Raw genomic sequence first — 14,072 nt, forward strand, 5'->3', positions numbered from 1 at the left:
TTTCACTTCATTGTCACCGGGGCCCGGTAGCCTGCCGCTCCTCCCACTCTCGTGACCGAACATGACCGATCAGACCTCCCGCCGCCGCTTTCTGCGCGGCGTAGCAATAGGCGGCGCCAGCGTCGCCTCCAGCCTCGGACTGGCCGCCTGTGGCGGCGACGACTCCGTCGACGTCAGCTTTACCCATGGCGTGGCCAGCGGCGACCCGCTCGCGGACCGCGTGGTCATCTGGACCCGGGCCGTACCGGCCGAGGGCACGAGCGCCGAGATCACCTGGGAAATGGCCACCGACGATGGCTTCAGGAACGTGGTCAAAAGCGGCTCGGCCTCCACCAGCGCCGACCAGGACTACACGGTCAAAGTGGATGTCACGGGGCTGGCAGCGGGCAATTGGTACTGGTATCGCTTCAAGCACGAAGACGAGACCTCTCCGGTGGGCCGCACCCGCACCCTGCCCGCGGGCGCCGTGGAGCGCGTACGGCTCGCGGTGTTCTCGTGCTCGAATTTCCCGGCCGGCTATTTCCACGTCTACGCCGAAGCGGCCAAGCGGGGCGACCTGGATGCCGCCATCCACCTCGGGGACTACATCTACGAGTACGGTCGCGAAGGCTACGCGTCGGGACAGGCGCAAGCCATGGGGCGCGAGTCCGACCCGGTCCATGAGATCGTGGCGCTGGCGGACTACCGCCAGCGCTATGCGCAATACCGCAGCGACCCCGACTTGCAGGCGCTCCACGCGGCATTGCCTTTCATCGCCGTCTGGGACGATCACGAAATCACCAACGACACCTGGCAGGACGGCGCGGAGAATCATCAGCCCGAGACAGAAGGCGACTTCGGCCTGCGCAAGGCGGCCGCCGTGCGCGCTTACCACGAGTGGCTTCCCACCCGGCCCCAGTCGCCGCTGAATGTCATCTACCGCAGTTTCGACTTCGGCGACTTGCTGTCCTTGCATATGCTCGATACGCGCGTGCTCGCGCGGGCCCAGCAGTTGTCCTACGGCAGCTACCTGGGCGCATTGCTGACCGCCACCGACCCTGCAACAGGCCTCGCCGAATTCGCAGCCGGATTCACGGCCGATGTCTCCGACCCCGCGCGCGAACTGCTGGGAACGGCGCAGACGGCCTGGCTGCAGGAACGCATGGCGGCCTCGTCCGCGACCTGGCAAGTGCTGGGCCAGCAAGTCCTGATGGGCCCCGTCCATCTGCCCATGCCGGTACTGTTGGGCCTGCTGTCCTCGACCGGCCAGCTTGGCGACGTTTCCATACCGGCGGAGTTCGCAATGGACCCCGCGGCGTACGCCGGCCTGGTCGCACGGCAGCAAGCCGGCGATCCGACCTTGACGGCCCAGGAGCGCGCCATCCTGGCAATGCCCTGCATCCCCTACAACCTGGACTCGTGGGACGGCTACTGGGCGGCCCGCGATACGGTGCTGAACACGGCCAGGCAGCTGGACAAGAACCTGGTGGTCCTTGCCGGCGACACGCACAACGCCTGGGCCAGCGAACTGCGTGACAAAGATGGGAACGCCGTGGGCGTAGAGTTCGCGACCTCGTCGGTTACCTCGCCGGGGTTCGAGGAATACCTCGGGAATGGCGTGCCACCGGCGCAGCTGGCCGCGCTGCTTACAGGCCTGGCCAATCTCTCCACCCTGGCGGCCGGCAATAAATGGGCGGGCAGCCTGAAGTACGTCGACACCAGCCTGCGGGGCTACATGGTGCTGACGGCCACACCCGATCGCATCCGCGCCGACTGGCATTACGTCGACACCGTACACGACCGGGCCTACCAGACCACGCTAGGCAAAAGCCTCGCCATGCTGCCCGGCGCGGGCAACCGCAAGCTGACGGAGGTCTGAGCCGGAACACGCGTCCGCCACGGTCCGGAAGCACCGGAACGGACCGTGGCGCGCGCCATCACGGTGCACCCTGAACCGCTATTGTGCGTTGCAACATTTTCCTTGGCGAGCCAGCGCGACAGGCGCTACCATCAACGCAACTCCCTCGGATTCACTGAACATGCAATGCACAACGACACTCGCTGCACTCTCTTATCGGCGGCCATTGCCGTAAGGTCGGAACTCCAATTCCACTACCACGGCGCGACCCGGATCGCCCATCCCCATTCGCTGGGCACCACGACCGACGGTACCGTGGTCGTCATCGCGTGGCAGCTCGACGGCCGCCCCGGCGATCCACCCGGATGGCGCTTGTATAACGCCCACAAAATGAATCGCCTGGCTCGCACCGGACGGCGCTTCGATCCCCTGCCGGCACCTCCGTACAAACTCAGCGGCCTGATCAAGACCCGCCTGGGATCTCCGTCCGACGTGCCGGACAACCTGATCCACCTGCCTCCGCTGGTCGCGCAACAACGCAAGACCCGCACACGGTGGCTGCGCACCGCCTGAGACGGCACCGCCTCGGCCCTCCCTCGGGGCCGGGGCCATGCTCACCAGGGTGCCATGGAAAATGCGACGGCAATCAGGACCACGATTACGACGAAGGTGAGTAGACGGGTCGTTTTAGGACTCACGGGGGCTGCCTCCTGCAACGGTTTCTCTCCGCTCAGCCATTTCCATGCCCGGAAACCGTGTCAGCTACCGACCAACGCCGGGAAGCGTCTCGTGCGCGAGAATATTCACCAGCCGGCCAAACGGATCCCGGACGTAGAAGCGGCGTACGCCCCACGGCTCTGACGCCGGCCCATACTCGATGGGGACTCCCGCCGCCATCATATTGGCGTAGACCTCGTCCAGATTGTCTACTTCGACGGAAAGATCGGGCACCGGTGTACCGTTGCCGCCTTCGCTGGCGAATGCCACCTGAGCCACCGCCTTCTCTGCGCTGGCAAAGGTCGTGATCCAGCCATGATCCATTACAACCTCCAGCCCCAGCAGGCCGCCATAAAACCATTGCGCGTCCATGGGCCGGGTACACGCGATGTTGGCCACGATACGTTTAACGGTCATGTCTTTGTCCTGAGCAATCGATTAATTCATGTAAATTTTCGAATTCCAAAATGAAATCTCCCGGCATAGAGTACGGCGGACAAGAAATCCACCCCCACCTCGCCGCGGCTAGAAGATCGACAACGAGCGCGGCGCCGTACGAAAGGAGACATCATGGGACACCCGCATCCCGCGAGCGCCGCTTGGCCCCTCGCCCTCATCCTGGCCGCCTCCCTTGCCGCTTGTGGCGGCGGGGGCGGAGACGATGACGATACGGCGGGCCCGCGGCCCGAGCCGCCTGGAAGCGTCGCCCGCGCCTGCCAAGCCGAAGATTTCGCCGATGTGCAGATAGCCGGGGCGCGCATCACGGGCGTCTCGTCCATCCCGGCCGGCACTTACCGCCCCGCCGACAGCCGCCAGGATCTGGATGGCCTGCCTGCATTCTGCCGCATCGACGCGGTCGCAACGCCCACGGCCAGCTCGCAGATCAATTTCCAGCTCTGGGTGCCCGAGGGTGCGGCCTGGAACGGCAAGCTGGTGGCTACCGGCAACGGTGGCTACAGCCCGGCGCTGAGCTATGGCGACATGGCCTATGCAATGCGCCAAGGCTATGCCGTGCTGGGAGGCGATACCGGCCACCAGACGGAAGACATGCTGTGGGGCGTGAACAATCCCGAGAAAATCATCGATTGGGGGACCCGGTCGATCAATGCGATCACGACCTCGGGCAAGCAATTGCTGACCGAACTCCGCGGTACCGCGGCCAGCCGCGCCTATTTCCTCGGATGCTCGACGGGCGGCCATCAGGGGTTTGCGGAGGCGCAGCGCTACCCTGAGGATTTCGACGGCATCATTGCCGGCGCGCCGGGCAACAATCGCACTGCCCTCAATATCGAATTCATGTGGCGCTTCCGCTCCAACCGGCCGACCAACGACAACCTCACGCAATTCCTGACGCCGGCCAAGCTCCGGCTCATCACCGATCGCGCAGTCGCCGCCTGCGATGCGCTCGACGGCGTCACGGACGGCGTCATCGACGACCCCCGAGCGTGCACCGCGGACAAGTTCGACGTCGCGAGCTTGCAATGCACCGGCGGCGATGCTGCCGACTGCCTCACCGCCGATCAGCTCGCCGCCGCGCGCAACATCTACCAGGGCCCGCGCAATCCCCGTACGAACGCCCAGCTTTATCCCGGATGGCCCGTGGGCAGCGAATCGGGCTGGTCCGGCTACATGGGATCGACCGAACCGGTACGGGCAGATTTCTGGCGCTACTGGGTGTTCGACGACCCGCAGTGGAATTGGTGGACGTTCGATTTCGACCGCGATGTTTCATATGCCTACGCCAAGATTGCGCCGCTGGTCGACCAGACCAGCGCCGACCTGTCGGCCTTCAAGGCGGCGGGCGGAAAACTGATGATCTATCACGGCTGGAGCGACCCGGTAGTCAGTGCCTACGACAGCATCGGCTACTACGATCGCGTGCTGGCCGCGCAAGGGTCCCGGACCGCGCTCGACGAGTTCTACCGGCTATTCCTGGTTCCGGGCATGGGCCACTGCAGCGGCGGCCCCGGTGCGACCTCCCTGCGCGCAGAAGGAGACGCGGCCCCGGATCCCAGCCGCGACCTTCTGGCCGCCATGGACCGCTGGGTCGAACAGGGCACGCCGCCGGACGACTTCGTCGCCGCGCGGATGGCGGCAGGATCGGTGCAAAGAACGCGGCCGCTTTGCCCCTATCCCACGCAGGCGGTCTATGGCGGGTCGGGCGACCCGAATGACGCGGCCAATTACGCCTGCCGCTAAGGCTGTTGGAAGCCAGGCCGGGGGGATTTGCACGGTCCGCCAGAGCCTGTATATAATCGCGGTCTTAGTTTTTTGGCGCATTAGCTCAGCCGGTTAGAGCGACGGAATCATAATCCGCAGGTCCCCTGTTCGAATCAGGGATGCGCCACCAGTTTTTCCCAAAAGCGCCCACTCATGTGGGCGCTTTTTTTCGAGCCGGGGTTCCATGCGGGGCGAGCTCACCGCAGCTTTCCCCGTACGCAACGGATGAGCTGCCCCCGAACCGCGCCCAGGCGCAGCTGGCATCGACGCACGGCGCGCACAAAAAAAGGCCCGACAATCGCTTGTCGGGCCAATAGGGAGCACACAATGCCGCGCCTCAATATGCTCGCGGGGGAAGCGCGGTATCGGTGTCGGATGAATCGCTCTGCCAAGTACCGAAGATCTGCGGATTCCGCGGCACCCTTTATGGCAAAGCAACCATCTGAGCTTACAGTCTAGCCCCGGGGTACTGACAGAGTCCTGAACAATGCACCGGCAGCTGGCACGCCGCCCTCCCCCGGTGCACCGGCCAGCGTGCCGGGGGTCGTGTCCGTGCCTGCTCTGCTAGAATGGAAGGTCCGAACGCGCCCTGCCGGCCCCATGCCAGCGGGCTTTTCCGCTTTTCTGCCCCCGGGCTATAACCCCGCTACGGCAACCGCCATGAAAACGAATTCCTCCACTCTTTTGTCCGCCCCGCGGGAGATGGCATGAGTACTTCCGCGCCCCGCAAACTGTACATCCGCACGTTCGGCTGCCAGATGAACGAGTACGACTCAGACAAGATGGTGGACGTGCTCAACGCCGACCAGCCGCTGGAAATCACCGATCGCCCCGAAGAGGCCGACATCATCCTTTTCAACACCTGTTCGGTGCGCGAAAAAGCACAGGAAAAAGTGTTCTCCGACCTGGGCCGGGCACGCATGCTCAAGCGCGAGAAACCCGACCTGGTGATCGGCGTGGGCGGGTGCGTGGCGAGCCAGGAAGGCCAGGCCATCGTCGAACGCGCGCCCTACGTCGACGTGGTGTTCGGGCCGCAGACGCTGCACCGCCTGCCCGAGCTGATCGCCAAGCGCCGCAGCTTGGGCGTCTCCCAGGTGGACATCAGCTTTCCCGAGATCGAGAAGTTCGATCATCTGCCGCCGGCCCGGGTGGAAGGCGCGACGGCGTTCGTCTCCATCATGGAAGGCTGCAGCAAGTATTGCAGCTTCTGCGTGGTGCCCTATACCCGGGGCGAGGAAGTCTCGCGTCCGTTCGAGGACGTGCTGACCGAGATCGCCGACTTGGCCGACCAGGGCGTCAAGGAGGTCACGCTGCTGGGCCAGAACGTCAACGCCTACCGGGGCAAGATGGGCGACACCGGCGAGATCGCCGATTTCGCGCTCTTGCTCGAATATGTACACGACATTCCAGGCATCGAGCGGATCCGCTATACCACCTCGCATCCCAAGGAAATGACGCCCCGTTTGATCGAGGCCTATGCACGCCTGCCCAAGCTGGTGTCCTTCCTGCACCTGCCGGTGCAGGCAGGCAGCGACCGCATATTGATGGCGATGAAGCGTGGCTACACGGTGCTGGAATTCAAATCCATCGTGCGCCGCCTGCGCGCGGCCCGGCCCGGGCTGACGCTGTCCTCCGATTTCATCGTCGGTTTTCCCGGCGAAACCGAGGACGACTTCGAGAAGACCATGAAGCTGATCGACGACGTGGGCTTCGATACGTCTTTCTCTTTTGTCTATTCGCGACGGCCCGGCACGCCCGCGGCAGACCTGTCCGATGACACCCCGCAGGAAGTGAAGCTGGCCCGCTTGCAGCGCCTCCAGGCCCGCATCAACGAACAGGCCGCCGAGATCAGCGCACGCATGGTCGGAACGGTCCAGCGCGTGGTGGTCGAAGGGCCGTCCCGCAAGAACGCCAGCGAGCTGATGGGCCGCACCGAGAACAACCGCATCGTGAACTTTCCCGCACCGGCGCGGCTGATCGGCCAATTGGCCGACATCCGCATTACCGCGGCACTGTCGCATACGCTGCGCGGCGAAGTCGTTACCTATGAAACGGCGGTCGAGCGGGAGCGGGGTATGCCCGCATGACGCCTCCGTCCAACCGCACCTCCCCGCGGCGCGCTGCCCCGGTCGTCGTCACACTCGACGAGGACAATGCCCGGCTGTCGAATCTTTGCGGGCCGCTGGACGAGAACCTGCGCCAGCTGGCGGCGGCCTACGGCGTCGAACTGGCCCGCCGCGGACACCGGATCACCGTCGACGGCGAACGCTCGGCCGCGGCCGCGGCCGCGTTGCGGTACTTGTACGAACGCGCCGACCAGCCTTTGTCGGTGGATCAGCTGCAATTGAACCTCGTCGAGCTCGGCGCCATGACGGCCGCGCATGACGCCGACGAAGACGCGCCGCCGCAAGGCGCCCCGGACGAGGCCGAAGTGGTGCTGCGCCTGCCGCGGCGGCAGGACCTGCGAGGGCGCACGCCGCGCCAACGGGAATACCTGCGCAATATTCTCGAGCATGACATCACGTTCGGCATGGGCCCGGCAGGGACGGGCAAGACCTACCTGGCCGTGGCCTGTGCGGTCGATGCGCTCGAGCGCGAATCGGTACGGCGCATCGTGCTGACGCGTCCAGCCGTCGAGGCGGGCGAACGGCTGGGCTTCCTGCCAGGCGACCTGACGCAGAAGGTCGACCCGTACCTGCGGCCCTTGTACGACGCCCTGTACGACCTGCTCGGCTTCGAACGGGTCAACAAGCTCTTCGAGAAACAGACGATAGAAATCGCGCCGCTGGCGTACATGCGCGGGCGGACGCTGAACCATGCTTTCGTCATCCTCGACGAGGCGCAGAACACCACGCCGGAACAGATGAAGATGTTCCTCACGCGGATCGGGTTCGGCAGCAAGGCAGTCATCACGGGCGATCCGTCCCAGGTGGACCTGCCCAAGGGGCAGCGCAGCGGCCTGCTGGACGCTTCCCAGGTGCTGTCGGCGGTACACGGCATTTCGTTTACCCAGTTCACCAGCGGCGACGTGGTCCGCCATCCGCTGGTGGCCCGCATCGTCGACGCCTACGACAAACATGCCCAGACGTCCCCGGGCCGCTGACGCGGGTGCGGAGCGCCCGGTTTTCCCCGCGCTCTCGCTTTCGGTGCAATACGGCAAGGACGAGCCGCGCCTGCCGCGCTGGCGCTTGCGGCGCTGGATCGCCCAGGCCTTGCGGGCCCCGGAACTGGCCGGGGTGGCGGGCGTCGCGCTGACGCTGCGCCTGGTCGGCACGGCCGAAGGCCGCCGCCTCAACCGGGAATTCCGGCAGCGCGACTACGCCACCAACGTGCTGACCTTCGAATACGGGGCCGACCCGGACGGCGTGGTGGCAGGCGACATCGTCGTTTGCGTGCCTGTGCTCGTCGCCGAGGCGAAGGCGCAGAAAAAGCCGTTTTTGCATCACGCCGCCCATCTGGTGGTCCACGGCGTGCTGCACGCCCTGGGCTACGACCACCTGAACGAACGGGACGCCAAGCGCATGGAAGCGCTGGAAACCCGCATCCTGGCCGAGATGGCAATACCCGACCCGTATCGGGTATCCTAAACTTTTGCAACTGTCCTCAAAGGACGATGTCAGACACCTCCCCTAGTCCGGCGTACGCCACGCGTACGCCCAAACACACTCCCAAAACCTTCTTCGAACGGCTGTCGGCGCTGATTCACCGCGAGCCCGAGGACCGCGAGGATCTCAAGGCCGTGCTCGAGGCCGCCTACGGCCGCGACCTGCTCGATGCCGAAGCGCTTTCCATGATCGAAGGCGTGCTGGCCGTATCCGAACTGACGGCGGGCGACATCATGATCCCCCGCTCGCGCATGGATATGCTGGACGTCTCGCAGCCCATCGACGCGCTGTTGCCCACGATCATCGAAACGGCGCATTCCCGCTTTCCGGTCTACGAAGACAGCCGCGACAACGTCATCGGGATCCTGCTCGCCAAGGACCTGCTGCGCTACATCGTTGACCGCGAACTCGACCTGCGCACCTTGCTGCGGCCGGCAGTCTTCATTCCCGAATCCAAGCGCCTGAACGTGTTGTTGCGCGAATTCCGCAGCAACCGCAACCACATTGCCATCGTCGTCGACGAGCACGGCGGCACCGCCGGCCTGATCACGATCGAGGACGTCCTGGAACAGATCGTCGGCGAGATCGAAGACGAGTTCGACGACGCGAGCGTCGAACAATCCATCTTTCCGGATGGTAAAAACCGCTGGCGGGTCATGGCCTTGACCAACATCCGCCGCTTCAACGAAACTTTCGGCTCGTCCCTCGACGATGACGAGTACGACACCGTCGGCGGTTGGATGGCCGGCACGCTGGGCCGCATCCCCCGCCGCGGCGACCGTATCGAGCGCGATGACCTGCGCATCGACGTCATCCGGGCCGATGCACGCCGCGCCCTCTGGCTGCGCGTCTCGCGCTTGCCGTCCAGTGGTACTGCGGTGCCGTCCGCGCTTTCCGACCAAGGCTGACCCGACCCGTGCTTATCCCCAACGCCGCGCTGGCCGGTGCGCTGATTCTCGGCATGCTGCACGGGTTGGCGTTCGCGCCAGCCCCTTTCCCGGCCTGGTTCCTGCCGCTGCTGCAGGGGTCGACCTTCGGCGCGATGAGCTGGCTGGTATGGCGTGCGGCCACGTTGCGGCGCGCAATCTGGACGGGTGCCGCCTTCGGCGCCGGCACCTTCGCGGTCGGCATTTCGTGGATCTATGTCAGCCTCCATGTGTACGCGTACATGGCGGCGCCGCTGGCGGCACTCGGCGTGGGCCTGCTGGCCGCCTACCTGGCGCTTTATCCCGCCCTCGCCACCGGGGTGGCATGGTGGCTTTCTCAGCGTCCTTCCGCGGACGGCGCTTCCCCTCGCCTGGCCAGCGCGCTGGTCTGCGTGCTGGCGATGGCTGCCGCGTGGACCGGTGCGGAGTGGCTGCGCGGCGTCCTGTTCACCGGTTTTCCCTGGCTCAACATAGGCTATGCCCACGTCGACGGCCCCTTGCGCGGCTGGGCATCGCTGCTGGGCGTCTACGGCACCGCGTTCGCCGCCGCGCTCACTGCCAGCGGACTGGCGTGGACGATCGCGGCGCTCTGCCGGCGCGACGCTTCCCAGCGCCGCGCCACGCTGCGCGCGGGATGGCCGGCGGGAGTCGCGGCGCTGGCCATGCTGGCGCTTGGGCTGGCTGCCGCACAATGGTTGTGGGTGCGGCCCTACGGCTCGCCTCTGACCGTGCGGCTGGTGCAGGCCAATATTCCGCTTTCCGACAAATTCGATCCGGCCCAGATCTGGCACGGCATGGACTTGCACCGCGACTTGGCCGAGCGCCCCCGCGGCGACGGCCGCCCCATCGCGCTGACGGTGCTGCCCGAGACCGCCGTCCCGGTTTTCCAGGACCAGCTCAGCGCAGCGGCGTGGAAGGAATGGGTGGACAGCGCAGCCACGCACGGCGGCACGTTTGCCCTGGGCGTCGCGATGCGCGACATCCGCGCCGACCGCGACTACTACTACAACAGCGTCATCACGCTGGACGGAAACACCGCGCCCGACCGCCTCGTCAGCGGCCACGTCGAGCGGCGCTACGACAAGCGGCACCTGGTGCCGTTCGGCGAATTCGTCCCTCCGGGATTCCGCTGGTTCGTCGACGAGATGGTCATGCCGCTGGGCGACTTCGACCGCGGCGCGGCCCGGCAGAAGCCGTTCGATATCGGCGGCCAATACATCGCCATGAACATCTGCTATGAAGACGTTTTCGGCGAAGAACTGCTGCCCGCCGTGCGCGGCGGTACGTCGGACCCGGGTGGCACCATCCTGGCCAACGTCAGCAACCTGGCCTGGTTCGGCAATTCGCTGGCACTGCCGCAGCACTTGCAGATGTCGCGGATGCGCGTGCGCGAGACCGGGCGGCCCATGCTGCGCGCCACCAATACCGGCATGACGGCGGCCATCGACGCCCAGGCCCGAGTCATCGGCAAACTGGCTCCCCATACCGCCGCGGCCCTGGACGTTACCGTGCAAGGCACGACCGGACTGACGCCCTACGCCCGTACCGGCAACGCGCCTGTCCTGGTCCTTGTCGCAACGATACTGGCCGTCCTCGCCGGCCTGCGCCGGACCCGCCAGCCGAAGCGATGAGCAGCCGCGCGCCGGCGCCGGCGCGCATTTCATCGGGGCCAGTTAAAATCCACGGTTTGGCCGTGCCGGATGGCCGCCGGCGGCTGCATCTATTCCAACACCATGCTGACATTTCAACAGATCATTCTTCGACTCCAGGAATACTGGAGCCAGCAAGGCTGCGCCCTGCTGCAGCCCTTCGACATGGAAGTCGGTGCGGGCACGTCGCACACCGCCACGTTCTTGCGGGCCCTGGGCCCCGAGCCCTGGCGTGCGGCCTACGTGCAGCCCTCGCGGCGCCCGAAGGATGGACGCTACGGCGAAAACCCCAACCGGCTGCAGCACTACTACCAGTACCAAGTGGTGCTCAAGCCGTCGCCTCCTGACATCCTGGACCTCTACATCGGGTCGCTGCGCGCCCTGGGCATCGATCCGGGCGAACACGACATCCGCTTCGTCGAGGACGACTGGGAGAACCCTACGCTGGGCGCGTGGGGCCTGGGCTGGGAAGTCTGGCTCAACGGCATGGAAGTGACTCAATTCACCTATTTCCAGCAGGTCGGCGGCATCGATTGCAAACCCATCATGGGCGAGATCACCTACGGGCTGGAGCGGCTGGCCATGTACCTGCAGGGTGTCGAAAGCGTCTACGACCTGGTCTGGACCGAGTCCCCGGATGGCGCCCGCGTCACCTATGGCGACGTCTACCACCAGAACGAAGTCGAGCAATCGACCTATAACTTCGAGCACTCGTCGCCCGAGATCCTGTTCCGCCATTTCAACGACTACGAAGCCCAGGCCAAGCGGCTGGTGGAAGTACCGCTGGCCTTGCCGGCCTACGAAATGGTGCTGAAGGCTGCCCATACCTTCAACCTGCTCGACGCCCGCGGCGCCATCAGCGTGACCGAACGCGCGGCCTACATCGGCCGCATCCGCAACCTGTCGCGCGCCATCGCGCAGGCGTACTACGACTCACGAGAACGACTGGGCTTTCCCATGCTTGCACGCAAGGAGGCCGCGTAAATGCCGGCCGCTCTCCCCCTCCTGCTGGAACTTTTCACCGAGGAACTCCCGCCCAAGGCGCTGAACCGCCTCGGCCTCGCCTTCGCCGACGGCATTGCCGCCGGCCTGCAAAGCCGCGGCCTGCTGGCCGATGACAATACCGCCACGGCATACGCCACGCCGCGACGGTTGGCCGTGCGCCTGTCAGCCGTGCTGGCCCAGGCCGCCGATACCGAATTCTCGGAAAAACTCATGCCGGTCAGCGTCGGCCTGACGCCAGACGGACAGGCCACGCCTGCGCTGCTCAAGAAGCTGGCTGCCAAGGGCCTGGAAGGCGTGGACGTCACGCAGCTCGCGCGCGAGTCGGACGGCAAGAATGAACAGCTCGTCTACCGCGGCATCGCCAAAGGCGCGGCCCTGGCGCCCGCCCTGCAGGCAGCGCTGGACGACACGCTCGGCAAGCTGCCCATCCCTAAGATGATGAGCTACCAGTTGGCCGACGGCGTGACCACGGTCCGCTTCGTGCGTCCCGCACACGGCCTGGTGGCGCTGCACGGCGCAACGGTCGTGGAGGTAGGGGCGCTGGGCTTGCGAGCCGGCCGAGCCACCCAGGGACATCGCTTCCAATCTCAGGGCCCGATCGAGCTGCCCGACGCCGACGCCTACGAAGAACGCTTGCATGCCCAGGGGCGCGTGATACCGTCGTTCGAGCAGCGCCGTGCCGCCATCGAGCGACAGCTGCGCGATCAGGCCAGCCGCCTGAACGCCTCGCTGGGTGATGAGGCCGACGTGTCGCCGCTGCTGGACGAAGTTTGCGCGCTGGTCGAATATCCCACCGTGTACGTGGGCGAGTTCGAATCGGAATTCCTGGCGGTGCCGCAGGAGTGCCTGATCCTGACCATGCGGCTGAACCAGAAGTATTTTCCGCTGTTCGACGCGGCCACCGGCAAGCTGACGCACCGTTTCCTCATCGTCAGCAACATGGCGCTGGCCAACCCGTCCAACATCGTGGAAGGCAACCAGCGGGTCGTGCGGCCGCGCCTGGCCGACGCACGCTTCTTCTTCGAAACCGACAAGAAGGTGCCGCTGGCAGACCGGGTGGACCAGCTGGGCACCATCGTCTATCACAACAAGCTGGGCTCCCAGCTCGAACGGGTTCAGCGTGTCCGCGCGCTGGCTCGCTGGGTGGCCAAGGCCATCGGCGGCGACCCCGAACGCGCCGATCGTGCCGCCCTGCTGGCCAAGGCCGACCTGGTCACCGGCATGGTTGGCGAGTTCCCGGAACTGCAGGGCGTCATGGGCGGCTACTACGCGGCCGCCGATGGCGAACCTGCCGACGTCGTGGAAGCCATCCGGCATCAATACCGCATCCGGCTGGAGCAACCCGTCGATGACCCGAGCGCCACGGCCACCGCATTGTTCGTCGCCGAGCGCGCCGAAACGCTGCTGGGCATCTGGAGCATCGGACTGGTCCCCACCGGCGACAAGGACCCCTTCGGGCTGCGCCGTGCCGCACTCGGCCTGATCAGTGCCTTCGAGCAGCTCGCCGCCGGCGGGCGCTTGCCGGCCGACGGCTCCGGATTGACTCTGGACGGCCTGCTGGCGCAGGCGGCCGCGACTTTCGCCGCGCCGCCCACCGCAGCGCAGATCGAGGAAGTGCGCGCCTTCGTATTCGAACGCTACCGCAACCAGCTTGCGGGGCAGTTCGACCGTGCCGCTGTCGATGCCGTTGTCGCGGTCTCGCCGCCGCTGGCGGAGGTACCCGCGCGGGTACGCGCAGTGGTGGCGTTCTCGGCGCTGCCCGAGGCGGCGGCCCTGGCCGCGGCCAACAAACGTATCGGCAACCTGCTCAAGAAAGCGGAAGGCCAGCCGGGCTCCATCAACGAAGGCCTGCTGGCGGAGCCGGCGGAACAGGCACTGGCCCAGGCGCTGCGCACGCTACGCCCGCAAGCCGAGGGCAAGTTCGCACAAGGCGACTTCACCGGCGCCTTGACGGTACTGTCGCAGGCCCGCGATCCGGTCGACGCGTTCTTCGCCGACGTCATGGTCATGGCCGAGGACCCGGCGGTGCGCGCCAACCGGCTGGCATTGCTGGCCGAACTGCACCGGGTGATGAACCACGTGGCCGACCTGTCGCGCCTGGCGGCGTCATAAC

General features: G+C 66.1%; 11 protein-coding genes and 1 tRNA gene. 11 read left to right on the forward strand and 1 reads right to left on the reverse strand.

The genetic code is table 11. The annotated features are described in order from the left end of the window. The first annotated feature begins 61 nt into the window (after positions 1-61). Together QHC78_RS02385 and QHC78_RS02390 are read left to right on the forward strand one after the other, a co-directional pair. On the forward strand, positions 62-1,858 hold the full coding sequence (locus QHC78_RS02385; protein WP_319742277.1) for an alkaline phosphatase D family protein: 1,797 nt from the start codon (positions 62-64) through the stop codon (positions 1,856-1,858). 165 nt (positions 1,859-2,023) lie between these two features. Then, the gene (locus QHC78_RS02390; protein ID WP_319742278.1) at positions 2,024-2,410 is read left to right on the forward strand and encodes a hypothetical protein; all 387 of its coding nucleotides are present in this window, start codon (positions 2,024-2,026) and stop codon (positions 2,408-2,410) included. Between the two features lie 189 nt (positions 2,411-2,599). Here the strand turns inward: QHC78_RS02390 and QHC78_RS02395 are convergent, their stop codons facing one another. Next, positions 2,600-2,971, reverse strand: coding sequence for a VOC family protein (locus QHC78_RS02395; RefSeq protein ID WP_319742279.1), 372 nt, complete (start codon positions 2,969-2,971; stop codon positions 2,600-2,602). 153 nt (positions 2,972-3,124) lie between these two features. Here QHC78_RS02395 and QHC78_RS02400 point away from each other — a divergent pair, with 153 nt between their 5' ends. From QHC78_RS02400 to glyS, 9 genes are all read left to right on the forward strand, one after another. Continuing rightward, the gene (locus QHC78_RS02400) at positions 3,125-4,753 is read left to right on the forward strand and encodes a tannase/feruloyl esterase family alpha/beta hydrolase (RefSeq protein ID WP_319742280.1); all 1,629 of its coding nucleotides are present in this window, start codon (positions 3,125-3,127) and stop codon (positions 4,751-4,753) included. 74 nt (positions 4,754-4,827) lie between these two features. Continuing rightward, positions 4,828-4,904, forward strand: a tRNA-Met gene (locus tag QHC78_RS02405). 577 nt (positions 4,905-5,481) lie between these two features. Further along, on the forward strand, positions 5,482-6,861 hold the full coding sequence (gene miaB, locus QHC78_RS02410; RefSeq protein WP_319742281.1) for a tRNA (N6-isopentenyl adenosine(37)-C2)-methylthiotransferase MiaB: 1,380 nt from the start codon (positions 5,482-5,484) through the stop codon (positions 6,859-6,861). Then, entirely contained in the window at positions 6,858-7,877 is a 1,020-nt protein-coding gene (locus tag QHC78_RS02415; protein WP_319742282.1) for a PhoH family protein, read from the forward strand. Before miaB ends, QHC78_RS02415 begins: the two co-directional genes overlap by 4 nt. Beyond that, positions 7,852-8,361, forward strand: coding sequence for an rRNA maturation RNase YbeY (gene ybeY, locus QHC78_RS02420; RefSeq protein WP_319742283.1), 510 nt, complete (start codon positions 7,852-7,854; stop codon positions 8,359-8,361). The genes QHC78_RS02415 and ybeY overlap by 26 nt, the downstream gene beginning before the upstream one ends. Before the next feature lie 26 nt (positions 8,362-8,387). After that, positions 8,388-9,287, forward strand: a complete 900-nt coding sequence (locus tag QHC78_RS02425; protein WP_319742284.1) for a CorC family transporter — start codon at positions 8,388-8,390, stop codon at positions 9,285-9,287. Positions 9,288-9,340: 53 nt separating this feature from the next. Next, on the forward strand, positions 9,341-10,936 hold the full coding sequence (gene lnt, locus QHC78_RS02430; RefSeq protein WP_413816409.1) for an apolipoprotein N-acyltransferase: 1,596 nt from the start codon (positions 9,341-9,343) through the stop codon (positions 10,934-10,936). Positions 10,937-11,038: 102 nt separating this feature from the next. Continuing rightward, a complete protein-coding gene (glyQ, locus tag QHC78_RS02435) occupies positions 11,039-11,938 on the forward strand; it encodes a glycine--tRNA ligase subunit alpha (RefSeq protein WP_319742286.1) in 900 nt (299 codons plus the stop codon). After that, positions 11,939-14,071, forward strand: coding sequence for a glycine--tRNA ligase subunit beta (gene glyS / locus QHC78_RS02440; protein WP_319742287.1), 2,133 nt, complete (start codon positions 11,939-11,941; stop codon positions 14,069-14,071). It begins immediately after the preceding gene. Position 14,072 lies beyond the last annotated feature (1 nt).

The sequence above is a fragment of the Pigmentiphaga sp. genome (assembly GCF_033795525.1).
Lineage (GTDB): Bacteria > Pseudomonadota > Gammaproteobacteria > Burkholderiales > Burkholderiaceae_B > Pigmentiphaga.

Coding starts and splice junctions, on each gene's coding strand:
- QHC78_RS02415 (WP_319742282.1), top strand. CDS start 6,858: ATGACGCCTCCGTCCAACCGCACCTCCCCGCGGCGCGCTGCCCCGGTC.
- QHC78_RS02425 (WP_319742284.1), top strand. CDS start 8,388: ATGTCAGACACCTCCCCTAGTCCGGCGTACGCCACGCGTACGCCCAAA.
- miaB (WP_319742281.1), top strand. CDS start 5,482: ATGAGTACTTCCGCGCCCCGCAAACTGTACATCCGCACGTTCGGCTGC.
- QHC78_RS02390 (WP_319742278.1), top strand. CDS start 2,024: ATGCACAACGACACTCGCTGCACTCTCTTATCGGCGGCCATTGCCGTA.
- ybeY (WP_319742283.1), top strand. CDS start 7,852: ATGCCCAGACGTCCCCGGGCCGCTGACGCGGGTGCGGAGCGCCCGGTT.
- glyS (WP_319742287.1), top strand. CDS start 11,939: ATGCCGGCCGCTCTCCCCCTCCTGCTGGAACTTTTCACCGAGGAACTC.
- QHC78_RS02385 (WP_319742277.1), top strand. CDS start 62: ATGACCGATCAGACCTCCCGCCGCCGCTTTCTGCGCGGCGTAGCAATA.
- QHC78_RS02395 (WP_319742279.1), bottom strand. CDS start 2,971: ATGACCGTTAAACGTATCGTGGCCAACATCGCGTGTACCCGGCCCATG.
- QHC78_RS02400 (WP_319742280.1), top strand. CDS start 3,125: ATGGGACACCCGCATCCCGCGAGCGCCGCTTGGCCCCTCGCCCTCATC.
- glyQ (WP_319742286.1), top strand. CDS start 11,039: ATGCTGACATTTCAACAGATCATTCTTCGACTCCAGGAATACTGGAGC.
- lnt (WP_413816409.1), top strand. CDS start 9,341: ATGCTGCACGGGTTGGCGTTCGCGCCAGCCCCTTTCCCGGCCTGGTTC.